This is a genomic window from Streptomyces lasiicapitis (assembly GCF_014646335.1).
Taxonomy (GTDB): Bacteria; Actinomycetota; Actinomycetes; order Streptomycetales; family Streptomycetaceae; genus Streptomyces; species Streptomyces lasiicapitis.
The window spans coordinates 44,597-57,998 of record NZ_BMNG01000026.1; the positions used below are offsets into that span (position 1 = coordinate 44,597).

Consider the following 13,402-nt stretch of genomic DNA (forward strand, 5'->3'; position numbering starts at 1 on the left):
TGGTCAGGGGCGAACGATGTACACCGTCGCCTTGGGCTCGGTCAGGGACCGCACCGAGGCTGGTGAGCCGCTGGCCGGGTCCCGGACAGCCAGCCCGGACTGGTCCAGCGCATGCTGTACGGCGTCGAGAGCCCGAGTCCGTTCGGCCTCGGGCTCGTCGAGCCACAGGGCTTGCAGTCCCACCGCGCGCTCCGATTCCTTGACGTCGTACCTGAGCGGCACTTCCTCGTGCAGGTCGCCCAGGGCGTCGGCCACGTCGAGGCGCAGCAGCTCACCGGCGAGGTCCTTGAGCGTGGTGGGTCGGCTCTGCGCCGGAGCCGCCCTGGACGCGATGGTGTTGGCGGTGGCTCCTTGGCCGCGGCTGTCCGCGGCCATCGCTGCGATCAGACGGTTGCGTGCGTCGCGGAGCGCCCAGGCGGCAGGTGTCGTGTGGTCCCGGCCACCGTCCGGCATGGGAAGCGGCCAGCCCGTGGCAGCACACAGCCCCAGCAGATCCAATCTCGTGTCGCCAGCGTCCCTCTCACGGACGGTGGTGGTGCCCTCGGGGATCGAGACCACCTCGCGCGGGGTGATCCGCATGGTGCGCCAGTCACCGATCGCACCCAGATTTTCGATCACGTCGTCGACCGTGAGCCAGGTCAGTCCTTCAGCATGCAGCAGGTCCAGTAGGCGCTGAAAGTGACGGGCGACGCGCCCCTTGAACACGATCGGACCAGGGTCTTCGGCTGCACTCACTGTTCTCCCCTGTTTGTTCGCCTTCGGTCCTGCTCAGCCGCCACCCTAGCGGTAAAAACCTTGACTGGTAAGAAGTTTGACCAGTCGAGGGAAAAGGGGCCGCCAGCATCCCGCCAATCCGGACACCGACGACATACGCAACTCGCCAACCCTGGCCATCGCCCAGAAACTCCACAAAGTGGGTGCCACCGGCACCGACCCGCAGGCCCCGACAACGCCCGCCTGGGGTGCCAGGAACCGCCCGGGGTTCAGGAGCTGTAACGCTCGGGCTTGGGCGCCCGGGACATGAGAAGGTCGGCCGCTTCGCGGGCCGTGACCTTCCCTTCGATGACGCCGACGACGACTTCGGTGATGGGCATCTCCACCCCGTGTCGGTGGGCGAGCGCGAGGAGGGCTGTGGACGTCTCGACGCCTTCGGCGGTCTGCCGGGTCTGCGCCGTGGCCTCCTCTACGCTCAGTCCCTTGCCCAGGTGGGTGCCGAAGGTGCGGTTGCGGGACAGCGGCGAGGAGCAGGTGGCCACCAGGTCGCCGACGCCGGCCAGGCCGGAGAAGGTGAGCGGGTCAGCGCCGAGCACTTGGCCCAGGCGGGCGGTTTCCGCCAGCCCGCGCGTCATGAGGACGGCGGTGGCGTTGTCGCCCAGTCCCAGCCCGCTGGCTAGTCCGACCGCGAGCGCGATGACGTTCTTGACGGCGCCGCCGAGTTCGCAGCCCACGACATCGGTGTTGGTGTAGGGGCGGAAGTACGGCGTCGCCGCAGCCTCCTGGAGCTGCTGGGCAACCTTCTCGTCAACGCACGCAATGACGGAGGCCGCGGGCTGGCGGGCGGCAACCTCGCGGGCCAGGTTGGGTCCGGAGAGCACCGCGACGCGCTCCGGGGACAGGCCGACTTCCTGCGTGATGACCTCGCTCATGCGCGATCCGGTGGTTGTCTCGACGCCCTTCATGAGACTGACCACGATCGTGTCGCCCCCGAAGTGCGGGGCCCAGGCAGCGAGGTTGGGGCGGAGGGACTGCGCCGGGATTGACACCACGACCACCTCGGCGCCGTCGAGGGCGGCCGCCGGGTCGGTGGTTGCCCGCAAGCCGGTCGGCAAGGTGATGCCGGGCAGGTAGTCGGGGTTCTCGTGTCGGGTGTTGATCGCATCCGCGATCTCCGGTCGGCGGGCGTGGACTACGACGTCGTTGCCAGCGTCCGCGAGCACCATGGCGTAGGTAGTGCCCCATGATCCGGCCGACAGGACTGCAGTCCTCACCCTGATTCCTCCCGCCATCCATCCACTCCGCCCTGAGCTATCGGGACAGGAGCAAGTTCCAGCCGCTGATGTCCTGGTCGTCGTGGGGGACGAGGATCGACGTGTAGGTCTCGGGGGCGGGGCGCTGGGCCTTCTCCCAGTCGTCCAGCCAGCCGCGCAGGATGGCGAGGGACGGGGAGGTGGGGGCGTCGGCCAGAATGGTGCCGTCCTGCTGGAGGACGGCGGCCGTGGTCGGGGTTGAGTGCCCGACCGATGACAGGTCTGGCCTCAGCCCGGCCGTGGTCAGCTGCGGGTTGCCGGTTGCGGCCGCGAAGGTCCGCCAGGACCGCCAGTCGACCGCCTCGCCCGCGTACCGCTCGGAGTGGGTGCCCTTCAGCAGCAGGTTGAGCGCGGTGCGAGCGCCGGTGTGCCGCCAGTCGTCGCGCTCGCGCCAGGCGATGGAGATCCAGGAGGGGGCGGGGACGCGGTTCTCCCAGTCCACCCAGCGGCCGGGCAGGTCGAGGTCGCCCTTGGGTGAGGCGGTGGCCTCGATGTAGCCGCCGGTGAACACCGCCTCCACGGTCGGTTGCCCGCCGGTGACGCGGATCTGGGCGACCACGGTCATGTTGGGCACGGCCGCGATGGGCAGCGGGGCGACGATCAGGGCGCCGTCGGCCGCCTGGTCCACCCAGGCCTTGGGCAGGAGCGGCGGGGTGCACCAGGCCACCATCCGTTGGTAGGGGGCGCGTTCGGCGAAACCGGCGGTGCCGTCAGCGGTGAAGCAGCGGATGGTGTCCAGGCCGCGCTCGTGGTGGATGAGGTTGGCCCACGCGGTCAGGTACTGGTCGATGTCGAGGCTGGTCACCGTGCCGGTGGGACCGACGAGCTCGGCGAGCAGCCCGCCGGAGTAGCCCGAGCCGGTGCCGAACTCCACGACGTTCATCCCTGGTTGGACATCCAGCGTGGTCAGCTCACGGTGGATCGCCCTGGGGCTGGAGCGGTGCGGGGTGGTGCCGCGGCCTTCGTGGTGGGTGTAGTGGCGTTCGGGGACGGTCTCGGCGGCCAGCGGGACGGCGGTCACGGCTTCACTCCTTGGGGTGCGGGCGGCACTCGTGTTCTTCAACTGCTCCGGGCGGGTGAGGGACACGCGCCCGGCGGCGTGGCGGGTCGTTCAGATCGTCAAGGCGGTGTGGTGGTGCCAGCCTGCGGCGGTGTACTCGGCGACCGGGCCGTGCTCGGGCAGTTCGGCCCATGCGTGGTACTCGGTCGGCGGGGGCGAGAACCGGGCGCCCAGACACCAGGTGAGACGCCGTCCGAGGAGGGCGGCGGCGAGCACGCTGCCGAGCGAGGTCTCCATGCAGGCAGCTCGTCCGGGCCACAGGCGGGCGGTGTGCCGGACGGCGCTGACCAGTGTCTCGGCCCGCGCCGGGTCGAGGTTGCGCTGGCCGATCCTGCGGGCGAGGCGGGCGGCGCGGACCGTGTGCCGGAACGGCAGACGCAGCAGTACCAGGGCGAGCGCGAGTCCGGCTGCGGCGGCCAGGCGCTCGCCGAGGGGGCCGGTGGGGGTGGTGGAGTAGGCTTCCACGCTCGTCATGGCCGCCACCTCCGCCATCTGCGGCGGCGTGGGGCCGGTTCGGGTGCGTCGTGGGTGAGGCCCTGGCCGGTCAGTGTCTGGGCGACCGCGCGGACGTCGGTGGTGGCCTGCCCGGAGGGGATGCCGTAGCGCTCGGCGAAGCGGCTGGCTGCTTCCTCCTCGGTGGTGGAGTCCAGCAGGAGCATCACCGCGGCCGCGGCGGTCGGTGTCAGGTAGGACCAGCGGCCGGTGTGTTCGCTCAGGATGGCGCCGCCTTCGTCGGTGAGGACCGGGTGGGTGTGCTCACGCAGCCGCAGCACGGGGCGCCACCTCCTGCCACCAGGTCGTGGGTACGGCCGCGAGCTGCCGTAGCCACACCTCGGCGGTCACCACCAGGTGCAGGGCGCCCTGGGCGGTGGGCAGTCCCGCGGCGGCGCGGGCGAGCGCGTCGGCGACGGGCTACTCGGTGACCAGCCCGAGCGCGGCCAGGTGCGACGAGGGGCCGAGCAGGTCGCGCAGGACGGGGGCGTTGTCGCGCAGCCCCGCGTAGGCGAGGGCGTTGAAGCCGCCTTTGGTGGTGCGGTCCAGGACGAAGCCGGGCACCACCCCCGTGCTCGTGAACGCCGCTTTGAGCAGGGGCTTGTACTGGCCGGGGGCACCGCGCTGGTCGCCGCTGACGGCGAGGCAGGCCCGGATCACCTCGTTGTCGAGGAACGGGGCGGCCAGTTCGATGCCGTGCCCGGCGAGCGCGAGGGCGCGCCACCCGCTGGTGTTCGCGCCGACCCGTGCCAGGTCCTGCCGGTCAGACCACTGCGCCAACCGGACCGGCGCCTCGCTGAGCGCCCCTGCGGCCTCGTCCAGCGCGGTGGAAAGCACCTGTCGCGCGTCGTGGGTCATCCAGTCCGCCGAGGCCAGCAGCGGGGTCCAGGCCAGGGGCCGTTGGGCCTGGGGAATCCAGTCCCGTGCGGGCCGGCGCAGCTCGGCGGCGGTCTGCCGCCAGGCGCCTGCCAGGTCGACGCGCGAGGCCGGGCGGGCGCGGGCGAGGACCGCGAGGCTCGAGGTCTGGCGGAGCCGGGCGTGGCCGCGGGCGTGCCGCCACGTCTGGCGGTGGCGCCGTGCGCGCAGCAGGTCGGCGATGTAGGAGGCGGGGGCGGAGAGCACGGCGTCTCCGGCGGCTCCGGTGAAGTGCACGCCCGGGCCCGGGGTGTTGGCGGTGACCGTGTCGAGGACGGCCTGCTTGATGGAGGCGGTGACCACGTAGGCGTTCGGCGCGTCGGTCACCGGCAGCGCCGACAGGTCATCGAGGCCCGCGTAGTACACGGTGCCGGCGGAGCCGGGGACCGCGTGGTGGCCCAGGTGGGGCACGGCGGCCGCAGTGCGGGCGGCGAACGCGTGGTCGTCGTCGCGCAGGCGTTCGTCGGCAAACGTCACCGCGGTCACCGGGCCGCGCTGGGCGGCCAGGCAGGCAAGCGTGGTGGAGTCCAGCCCCGCCAGGTCAGCGCTGACCGGCCGGTCGTCGATGCGGGCGGCTACCGCCTGGGCGAGCGCGGCCCGCACCACCGGCGCCTGCCTGCGCAGATCGACGGCCGGGTAAGTCACCGGCTCGTACCGCTCAACCGCTGCCCCGTCCGGGCCGACCAGCAGCAGGTGACCGCCCGGCACCCGCTTCACGTCGCGGAACAGGCTCCGGGCGGCCAGCACGTCGGGCTGCCCGAGGGCCAGATGGGCGGCGAGCGCCGTCACGTCGACGGGCGCCCCGTCCAGGGCGGCGAGCGCGGACGCAGCGGTCGACCACCACATGCCGCCCGCGTCCGTGCGGTAGTACAGGGGGTGCTGCCCGGCGAGGTCGCCGATGACGGCGAGCGTGTCGCCGCTGCGGGCGAGGACGAGGTACGAGCCAGGCCAGCGGGTCAGCGCCCGCCAGCCCTTCGCCCTGACAACCGGCAGCGCTGCCCGGAGCCGGTCGTCGCCCGCGCCGCACTCGCCGATCACCGCCAGCACCACCGGACCGCCGCCGACAGCCCGGACCTGCCCCGCCGGCCACCCGCACGTCCACGCGCCTTGCAGGCCGCGCACCGCCCGCCCGCCAGCAGGCCGCCGGTCACTGCCGGCATTGCCGTACCACCCCGCACTCCACCTCATCGTCCCTCAACTCCCGTACGCACTCGACGTCGTGGGTCGTGCCCAACGGTGAAGGCGCCAGCCCCGCGGCCCCGCGCACGAGCACGGAGTCGTGCAGACCGGCGCCTCCCGGAGCCGGGGCCGGGCACGTCGCTTGGTGCCCGGCCCTCAGCGGTGGGTGGATCAGTGCTTGTACTCGGTGTCGTCGGCGGTGTCGAAGGGCTGGGTGCCCAGCGTGACCTCGACGACCTCGCCCGCGTCCAGCACGACAGGCGCCTGGTAGACCGGGATGGTGGGGGTGGTGGGGTGCTTCATGAGCGTGGCCTCCTGATCTCGCGTCCCTGTCCGCCCCGGGTGGGCGTGCAGTGGACGGTGGTGTCGTATGCAGCCGGGCCGAGGACGTGAACCGGCCCCGGCTGAGGCGGCGCCGCCGGGTCGAGGGCGACGTCTGCCCCCACATCACAGCGCGGGCCCCCGTTGCCGGGAAGACCGGTCAAGTTGCCTTTGGTTGCCGTGAGTTGCCCCGGTTGCCTCTTCCCCGGAAGGCACTGCCCGCCTGCGGCCGAGTCCCCCACACTGGGTCCTGCGTCTCGGGGAGGTCGGTATGGGCGTGATCCTGGAGGAACGGCACCCGCTCAACCAGGTGCTGACCGTGCGCGGCTGGACCGCCGAATACTGCCTGCGGCGGGTGGCGGACCGACATAAGGCACTCGGCTACGGCGGCATGGCCATCCGGAAAGAGAAGGTCAGCCGCTGGACCCGCCCGGGCAACCCGCAGACCCCGAACATGCCCACGCAGGTGGCCATGGCCGAGGTCCTGGGCATCGACGCTCGCGAGATCCGTGCCCAGCCCTGGCCGCACTGGCTCCTGCTCGCCCTGCGAGACGACACGGCCATCTGGGAATCGCCCTGGAACCCGGCGGGAACCATCCAAGCACTCGACCACGCCGGAGGACTCGTGGATCTGGACCGCCGCGGATTCCTGATCGCCACGACCGCCACGCTCGCGGCGACCCTTGCCCAGTGGGCGACCGCCGACCCCGTACCCGCCACCGCATCGGGCGGACGTCAGATAGGGGCCGCCGTCGCCGACCGCTTCGACAGCCGTCTCGACGACCTTCGCCACCTCGACGACGACCTCGGCAGCGATCACGTCTATGACGCCGCCTGCGCGGAGAAACGACTCATCACACGCCTGCTGCGTGACAACTCCTACAGCGAGAACACCGGACGACGCCTCCATGCCTCAGCCGCCGAAGCATCCCGGCTGGCCGGATGGTGCGCCTTCGACAGCGGCCAGACCGCGGCCGCCGAAAGGCACTTCGTGACGTCACTGCGGGCCGCCGCCGGGGCCGGCGACCGCACGGCGGGAGCCACCGCACTCGCCTTCTGGGCAAATCTCCGATACGCCAACAGCACACCCGACCCCCGCGGGGCACTCGACCTCCTCGACGGCGCCCTCACCCACCGCGCCGACATCACATCGCCCCGCGTCTTGACGATGCTCTACATCAGGCAGGCCCGCGCCCACTCGATCGCGGGTGAACCCACAGCCGCCTACAGGGCGATCGGCAACGCACTCGCCGCGTACGACCGGGGAACCCCGCCGGACGAAGACCTGCAGTCGATGTACTGGATCACCACCGGTGAAGTCCTCCAGGCCGCCGCCTCCGCCGCGCTCAGCCTCGGCGACCCGAGACGGGCACTGACCTATTTCTCGTCCGCCGTCACACACCACGACCCGTACGACTCCGACAAGGAGCCTCGCGGCACCGCCATATACCTCGCCCGACAGGCCGAAGCCCACCTCGCGCTCGGCGACCTGGACGGCGCCGTCGAGACCGGCCAGCAGGCCGTCGGCCTCATGGGCGGCGTCACTTCCGCACGCGGCAGCGAAACTCTCAACCGCCTGCGCACCGAGTTCAGCCGACACCGCTCCACCCCTGTCGTGAGGACCTTCCTCGACGAAACCGGCTGACGGCTTTGCGCCGCGTCGCCGAGCCTTCGTCCCGACACCGCCGGGGGCGCGCAGCGGGCGGACATGACCGGGGTACCGCTGCTCGGCCGCGCCGCCTCCCACGCTCCGGCCGGAGCCGGGCCGCCGGACGTCGAGGCTGTGCTGCCGCTGAAGTACCCGATCACACGCCCGGCGACCCGGATCACCGCGGCCGGTGGTGCTGCTGGCGCTCGTACTCCGCCCAGTCCTGCGGCGGGTACGTCGCCTGCGAGCCGCGAGGGCGACGTCGGCCGTGAGCCCGAGCTCCCCGCCGAAGAAGCCGTCGAGGTCGCGGATCATCTCCAGCGCCCGCATCGTGGCCTCCCTGAGCGGACGTGCCATGCGGTCGAGGGGCGGGCCGGCAAGACGACACGAGCCCCCAACATCACTGCGCCCGGCCGCTCTCCGGTTGAAAGGAGCCGGGCACTTCGCCGTAGGACCGCGTCTGTGAGGGGGTGCGGCTCAGTCGTTCGGCGCGGATACGGCCCGGCCCCAGGACCCGAGCAGTCCAAGACTGACGATGAGCCCTACCGCGAGTCCCACCGCCCCGCCGCCGAAGAGACCGAAGATGGCGGCTGCCGAGGGCAGACTTCCCTCATCAGCGAAGGAGCCGATGGCGGGCAGGACGAAACCCAGGATCACCCCGAGGAAGATCACCAATGAACCCGCACCGAAGCCCGTCCCTCGGTGTCCGCCGTACGCCATCGCAACCAGGCCTGCCGATACCGCGATGACCATGACCATGGCGGGGAACTGCCAACCGGTCACCGAATCTAGGAGTTCCACAGGCTTTCCCCTTCTCGTTCTCGGCTCAATGGAAGCTACCGCAGGCCGCTGACAGTGCCGCCGAGCCAGGGTTCGGAAACAAGCTCAGAGTGTGTACAGACCTCATGCGCTGCGGCTCATGATCGTGTCGTAGATGCGTTCCGTTTCCGGTTCCATCCCGACGTCGAGGCGCTTGTTGATGTCCCGGAGGGTCTCGTAGGCGGTGCGGACTCCCGCGCGGTTGGCCGCGTGGTCCTCGATGAGCATCCAGTCCTGGTAGAGGAGTTCGGCGCTGTCGTCGACGTCCAGGCCGATGCGGATGGCGCGGCGAGCGGCGTCCAGGTCGGGGCGGGGCGCGCTCCGGTGCCAGGTGGCCAGGGTGTGGGCGACGTCGGTGATGCGAACGAGCATCTCCTGTATGCGGGCGGCGGCCCAGGTGAGGTCGGCGCCGCCGAAGGGGGCGCCGCGGACGAGTCCGAGCGCGGCTTCCAGGTCGGCGATGCCTGCCACGGAGTCCTTGGCGAGGCCGCGTTCCGCGAGCTGCTGGAAGCGGTCCCAGTCGCAGCGGACCTTGGGCGACAACCGGTACGTTCCGGCGCGGTTCTTGGGCAGGTAGAGGGTGCCGTCCGCGTCGGCGCCCAGGCGGTTGCGCAGCTCGGAGATGCGGACCTGCAGGGTCTGTTTGGACCAGGGGCTGCGTGGGTCCATGGCTTCGCGGGCGGTGTCGATGGTGCAGCCGTCCTTGAAGTGGAGGAGGGCGGCGAGCAGAGCGAGCTTGAAGCCGTGGCCGGAGGCTTGGATGCCGGTGACGGTGACCGGCCCGAGCACCTGGATCTCCGGAGCGTGCAGATCCACCGGCTCGGGGGACTCCCCCGCCGGGGTGGCGGGTTCAGCAGCCTCGCCTGCGGGCTCAACGACGTCCCAGGCATTGCCGCGGGAGTCATCGTGGTCCGCGTCGCGGCTCTTGTTTGGGGCGATCGAGGTGAAGGCGGGCACCGAGCCGGGCGAAGTGCTGGTCGAGGTCGTTGATGCGGTCAGCGCCGTGAACGGTGGTGTCTCGGGGACGGCCGCCAGGCCGGTGAAGTGGGGTTCTGGCGAGGGGCGGTTCGGCTCGCTCGGCGTATCGAGAGGTACGGGCGGCACGAACTGCCAGGGACCCTCGGCTGGGTGCGCCGGCTCCTCCGCGGTCTGCAGCACGTCGAGGAACGCCCTGTAGTCCTCCTCCGTCAGCGACTGCACGACGAGGTCGCTGTCCAGGAGGTCGACGCGCTGTGGTGTGTCCGCGCCGGCCGTCAGGCACACGGCGTCGGGGAAGGCGGCGCGGGCGCCCTTGGCCGGGAGCACCAGGGCGACGGGAAGGTCCCGGGAGGCGGCGAGAGCATCGGCGAGTTGCCGGGCGCCTTCGACGGTGGCCTCGGCGGAGCAGATCAGCAACCACGGCAGAGGCGCCGGTGCCTCCTCACCGTCGTACCCGCCCTGGTGGTGCTCCAGGAGGAGTTCTCCCAGCTCACTCTGGGCCGCGCGCAGGTGCGGTACCACGCGCAGGCGGCCCTGGGGCAGCAGGGCGGGCAGCTCGGTGCCCAGGCCGATGGTGAGGATCTCGGCGTGATCGCTCCAGGTGCTGGTGGCCGCCTCCAGGGCGATGGCGCGGGCGGTGTCGCGGACGGCGTCGTCGTCGCCGTCGAGCAGCAGGACGCGGGCAGCGGTCAGGTTGAGGAGCAGATGGCTGCCGTCCGGCTCGGCGCCCAGGGTGACCAGCCCCGGGTAGGGGGCGGGCGCCTCGCGGGCCTGGTCGTCGGTCAGGAGGGTGTGCCCCTCGTCCAGCGTCCACCGGCCCTCGGCCGCCGTGGTGAACGGGGCCAAAGGCTCGGTCACCGGGTCGGTGTCGACGAGGAGTTCGACCGTGCGGGAAGTGACCCGCGCACCCCGCACGCTGGGCAGTGATGCCGTGTTCTGCGGGCCGGCGTGGTGGGCCAGAGTGCGCAGCGCACGGTCCAGCAGTTCGACGCTGCCCGGTTCGCTGCTCGCCTCGAGGACCTGCTCCAGGCGGGCGGGTTCTGCGGGCATGGCGATCGTCTCGCCCGGGCGCCGACGGCGGCGCTGCAGCAGGCGTTTGACGCCCACGGCGGCGATCAGGCAGCCCGCCAGCAGCATCCCGACCCCGGCTACCTCGCGTACCCCGACCGCCGCGTCGTCCGACTCATCGGAGGGGTTTTGCTCCGGTCGCGGCTTCGTCTCCGCCGGAGCGGTGGGTGCGGGGCTGGCGGGTTTCGAGGGGGCCGTGGTGGCGGGCGGCGAAGCGGCCGGCTTCTTGGGCCCGGCCGTGTCCGGCTTCGCGGGCGGCGGCGGCTGCTGTCCGCGGTCGTGCTCCTCGTGCTCTTCCTTCGGAGCCTTGGAGGCTTCTCCCGTGCCGCCCGATGCGGAGCCGCGTTCAGTGTCGTCCCGGTCGCCGCTGCGGGGCGGGGCGGCGTCTGGCTTGGCCTTGTCGGACGGGGTCTTTGGGGCAGCGGGGGCAGCGGGGTGGGGGATATCCAGTTTCAGGCCCGCACGGATGTCGTCCGGGTCGGTCAGCGTGGTGCCGCCGGGCTGGGGTGCGCCCCGGTTTTCCTCGAAGATCTGCCCGTACTTCGTGCCGTCGCCGAGTTCGTCCTCGGCGATCTTCCACAGGGTGTCCCCGGGGCGGACGGTGACGCTTTGTGTGCGTTCGCCCTGCGGTGCGGGGGCGTTGTTCTGGCTTGCCGGGGTGTCGGGCATGCGGAGTTGCCAGCCCGGCTGCAGGAAGGTGCTGGCGTGGAAGGTGCTTCCGTCGGCCATGGTGCGGCCGTCGTTCAGTTGGGCGATGTCGCGCCAGCGTTCGCCGTCGCCGAGCTGGCTCTCGGCGATGCTCCACAGGCTTTCCGCCGGGCGGATGTCGCGGACGGTGTAGGTGGATGCGGTGTCGTCAGCCGTGGTTGGTGCGGTGTGCTCCGTGGGGCCCGGCTGGGGTGTCTGCGGGGCCTGTTGGGGGTGGAGGGAGGCGGTGGCGGCCGGGGCTGCGGTGGCGGGGTTGGCCAGGGCGGTGCCGGTGGGCAGGAGGACGATGATGCTGCCGATCAGGACCGAGGCGAGGCGTTGGGAGGAGCCCAGTCCGCGCGGTGCCTTCCAGGTCCGGCCGCGGAGTTGGGCGGGGATCTCCCGCAGGGTGCAGAGAGTGAACTGCGCCCAGCCGATCCAGGCGATGGCGATGAGCAGGAGCAGGAAGGCGCCGCCGGTGTCCTGCCGGTCCAGGAGGTGGGTCAGGTCGTCGTGACTGGTGTCCCACACCACGGGGGTGACCCTGATGAGCAGCAGCGGCAGGCCTGCGACAGCGGCCGCCAGGACGGCGAGGCTGGCGAGTGCCCGCAGTACTGCGACGGGGGTGCGGCCTGGGCCGGTGGGGGCTGGGGTGCGCATCTCAGGGTCCTTCGGGTGCGGTGACGCCGTGCAGGAGGCTGGCCTTTCCGCGGCCGGTCACGTTCAGGGAGCCGATGCCCACTGCGGACAGGAACGATGTGTCGTAGGTGCCGTGTGTGGTGACGGTCAGCGTCTTGCCGTCGGCGGACACGGTGGCGGTCCCGGTGGTGTCGGCGGCGTTGAGGTAGGCCTGGGCGGCTGCTTGGGCGGCCTGCGGGTCGACGGTGATGGTCTTGCCGGGCACGGCCTGGGCCGGGTCGATGGCCTGCCCTCCTGCGCGCGCGGCTTCGGTGGCGATGTAGTCGGCGCGTTCGGTGGCGCGCATCTTGCCGCCGCCATCGACGGCCAGGCCGATGATGCTGAGCAGCGCGAGGACGCAGATCGCCACGAAGACGGTGATGCCGCCGCGGTCGTCGAGGCGGCGGGTGCGGGGTGTTGCGCGCGTCATTGTCCGCCCCTCTGCCTGTACTGATCAACGACTGAGGTGGCGGTCGCTTCCTGCGTGCGGGCTCCGGGGACTCCGGGAAGCAGAAGGTCGGAGAGGTTGACGGTGCAGCGCACGGTCGCGGAGACGGTGGCCACCTGGCCGATGGGCACGTTCAGGCCGCTGGTGTCGACGGACACGCTGGTGTTGGCGCATGTGACGCCCTGATCGGACAGCGATTCGGTCGCAGCGCTGCGCGCGGCTGCCTGGGCGGCTTCCACGGTGCGGTGGATGGAGGCCTCGCGGGCGGCGTCCTGCGCGGCCGCGTCGACTTTGGAGCCGGACATGACGAGGCGGCCGCCGGCGATCGCCATGCACACAAAGACGAGCAGCGCCGGGAGGACGATCGCCGCCTCGATCGCGGCGCTCCCGGCATCGCGGGGCGCGCAACGGGCTTGGTGGAACACCGACTTCACTCCCCTGGGACTGTCCAGCGCTCCACCGTTCCCGACGCCGACTGTGTGATGCGCAGTCCGGGCACGCCCGGCAGCATCGACTGAGCCGTTCCCGAGACCTGGATCCGGATGCGCTGGCCGGTGCTGCCTGCCGTGGAGACACTGGAGTTGAGCAGGCTGTCGCCCGCTGTGCGGTCGAGGACCTCGCGGGCTCGCTGGATTCCGTCGCCGGGCCCGGCCTTGTAGGTACGGGCCTCGCTGAGTCCTTCGCGCGCTGCGGTGAGCGCGATCTCGCGGGCGTAGTACCACATCGAGGCCTGGATGACGGCGACGGCGAGGAGCAGGACGAACGGGTAGATGATCGCCATCTGGATGGACGCATCCCCCCGGTCCTCCCGCCACGGCCGGCTGCGCACCCAGGCGGCGAGCTGCGGTATACGCCGGGGCATCAGATGCCGTTCAGCTTGCCGTTGTACTTGGCGACGATGACCGCGATGGTCCCGGCGATGACCAGGGCGCCGGTGATGGAGGCCACCCAGATGATGACGGTGGTGATGCTGATGTCGCCCTGGTCCGGGCGCTTCCTCATCTCCTGCAGGCGGGACTCCAGATGGGCGGTGCAGGCCCGCAGGAGGCGGTAGGTGTGGTGGGCGGTGTACTTCATGACGT

Annotated in this window: 14 protein-coding genes; 1 reads left to right on the top strand and 13 read right to left on the bottom strand. The window is 71.6% G+C overall.

Features of this window, described 5'->3' with window-relative positions; translation table 11 throughout:
• Positions 1 to 3: 3 nt before the first annotated feature.
• The 7 genes from IEY91_RS39175 to IEY91_RS39205 all read right to left on the bottom strand — a co-directional run bounded on the left by IEY91_RS39175 (position 4) and on the right by IEY91_RS39205 (position 5,976).
• Entirely contained in the window at positions 4 to 735 is a 732-nt protein-coding gene (locus tag IEY91_RS39175; protein WP_189177560.1) for a hypothetical protein, read from the bottom strand.
• A gap of 248 nt (positions 736 to 983) precedes the next feature.
• A complete protein-coding gene (locus tag IEY91_RS39180) occupies positions 984 to 1,988 on the bottom strand; it encodes an NAD(P)H-dependent glycerol-3-phosphate dehydrogenase (RefSeq protein WP_373288119.1) in 1,005 nt (334 codons plus the stop codon).
• Between the two features lie 37 nt (positions 1,989 to 2,025).
• Positions 2,026 to 3,048 (bottom strand): protein-L-isoaspartate O-methyltransferase family protein, encoded by a 1,023-nt coding sequence (locus tag IEY91_RS39185; protein ID WP_229697657.1) that lies wholly within the window; start codon positions 3,046 to 3,048, stop codon positions 2,026 to 2,028.
• A 90-nt stretch (positions 3,049 to 3,138) separates the two neighbouring features.
• The gene (locus IEY91_RS39190) at positions 3,139 to 3,561 is read right to left on the bottom strand and encodes a lasso peptide biosynthesis B2 protein (protein ID WP_189177563.1); all 423 of its coding nucleotides are present in this window, start codon (positions 3,559 to 3,561) and stop codon (positions 3,139 to 3,141) included.
• A complete protein-coding gene (locus IEY91_RS39195; RefSeq protein WP_189177564.1) occupies positions 3,558 to 3,860 on the bottom strand; it encodes a PqqD family peptide modification chaperone in 303 nt (100 codons plus the stop codon). Before IEY91_RS39195 ends, IEY91_RS39190 begins: the two co-directional genes overlap by 4 nt.
• 139 nt (positions 3,861 to 3,999) lie before the next feature.
• Entirely contained in the window at positions 4,000 to 5,682 is a 1,683-nt protein-coding gene (locus tag IEY91_RS39200) for an albusnodin/ikarugamycin family macrolactam cyclase (RefSeq protein WP_189177565.1), read from the bottom strand.
• Between the two features lie 162 nt (positions 5,683 to 5,844).
• Positions 5,845 to 5,976, bottom strand: coding sequence for a lasso RiPP family leader peptide-containing protein (locus IEY91_RS39205; protein ID WP_189177566.1), 132 nt, complete (start codon positions 5,974 to 5,976; stop codon positions 5,845 to 5,847).
• Between the two features lie 289 nt (positions 5,977 to 6,265).
• On the opposite strand from IEY91_RS39205, the gene IEY91_RS39210 reads away from it, so the two are divergent.
• The gene (locus IEY91_RS39210) at positions 6,266 to 7,639 is read left to right on the top strand and encodes an NsdA family TPR-like regulatory protein (protein ID WP_229697659.1); all 1,374 of its coding nucleotides are present in this window, start codon (positions 6,266 to 6,268) and stop codon (positions 7,637 to 7,639) included.
• Positions 7,640 to 8,119: 480 nt separating this feature from the next.
• On the opposite strand, the gene IEY91_RS39215 is transcribed toward IEY91_RS39210, so the two are convergent.
• From IEY91_RS39215 to IEY91_RS39240, 6 genes are all read right to left on the bottom strand, one after another.
• The gene (locus IEY91_RS39215; RefSeq protein ID WP_189177567.1) at positions 8,120 to 8,425 is read right to left on the bottom strand and encodes a hypothetical protein; all 306 of its coding nucleotides are present in this window, start codon (positions 8,423 to 8,425) and stop codon (positions 8,120 to 8,122) included.
• A gap of 120 nt (positions 8,426 to 8,545) precedes the next feature.
• Positions 8,546 to 11,854 (bottom strand): LysM peptidoglycan-binding domain-containing protein, encoded by a 3,309-nt coding sequence (locus IEY91_RS39220; RefSeq protein ID WP_189177568.1) that lies wholly within the window; start codon positions 11,852 to 11,854, stop codon positions 8,546 to 8,548.
• A gap of 1 nt (position 11,855) precedes the next feature.
• Positions 11,856 to 12,302, bottom strand: coding sequence for a TadE/TadG family type IV pilus assembly protein (locus IEY91_RS39225; protein ID WP_189177569.1), 447 nt, complete (start codon positions 12,300 to 12,302; stop codon positions 11,856 to 11,858).
• Positions 12,299 to 12,745 carry a TadE family protein gene (locus tag IEY91_RS39230; RefSeq protein ID WP_164328993.1) on the bottom strand — a complete coding sequence of 149 codons (447 nt, stop codon included), beginning with the start codon at positions 12,743 to 12,745 and terminating at the stop codon, positions 12,299 to 12,301. The genes IEY91_RS39225 and IEY91_RS39230 overlap by 4 nt, the downstream gene beginning before the upstream one ends.
• Positions 12,746 to 12,750: 5 nt before the next feature.
• Positions 12,751 to 13,182, bottom strand: a complete 432-nt coding sequence (locus tag IEY91_RS39235) for a TadE family protein (protein ID WP_229697660.1) — start codon at positions 13,180 to 13,182, stop codon at positions 12,751 to 12,753.
• On the bottom strand, positions 13,182 to 13,397 hold the full coding sequence (locus tag IEY91_RS39240; RefSeq protein WP_189177570.1) for a hypothetical protein: 216 nt from the start codon (positions 13,395 to 13,397) through the stop codon (positions 13,182 to 13,184). The genes IEY91_RS39235 and IEY91_RS39240 overlap by 1 nt, the downstream gene beginning before the upstream one ends.
• Positions 13,398 to 13,402: the final 5 nt, after the last annotated feature.

Coding starts and splice junctions, on each gene's coding strand:
- IEY91_RS39240 (WP_189177570.1), bottom strand. CDS start 13,397: ATGAAGTACACCGCCCACCACACCTACCGCCTCCTGCGGGCCTGCACC.
- IEY91_RS39220 (WP_189177568.1), bottom strand. CDS start 11,854: ATGCGCACCCCAGCCCCCACCGGCCCAGGCCGCACCCCCGTCGCAGTA.
- IEY91_RS39205 (WP_189177566.1), bottom strand. CDS start 5,976: ATGAAGCACCCCACCACCCCCACCATCCCGGTCTACCAGGCGCCTGTC.
- IEY91_RS39190 (WP_189177563.1), bottom strand. CDS start 3,561: ATGACGAGCGTGGAAGCCTACTCCACCACCCCCACCGGCCCCCTCGGC.
- IEY91_RS39225 (WP_189177569.1), bottom strand. CDS start 12,302: ATGACGCGCGCAACACCCCGCACCCGCCGCCTCGACGACCGCGGCGGC.
- IEY91_RS39235 (WP_229697660.1), bottom strand. CDS start 13,182: ATGCCCCGGCGTATACCGCAGCTCGCCGCCTGGGTGCGCAGCCGGCCG.
- IEY91_RS39200 (WP_189177565.1), bottom strand. CDS start 5,682: ATGAGGTGGAGTGCGGGGTGGTACGGCAATGCCGGCAGTGACCGGCGG.
- IEY91_RS39210 (WP_229697659.1), top strand. CDS start 6,266: ATGGGCGTGATCCTGGAGGAACGGCACCCGCTCAACCAGGTGCTGACC.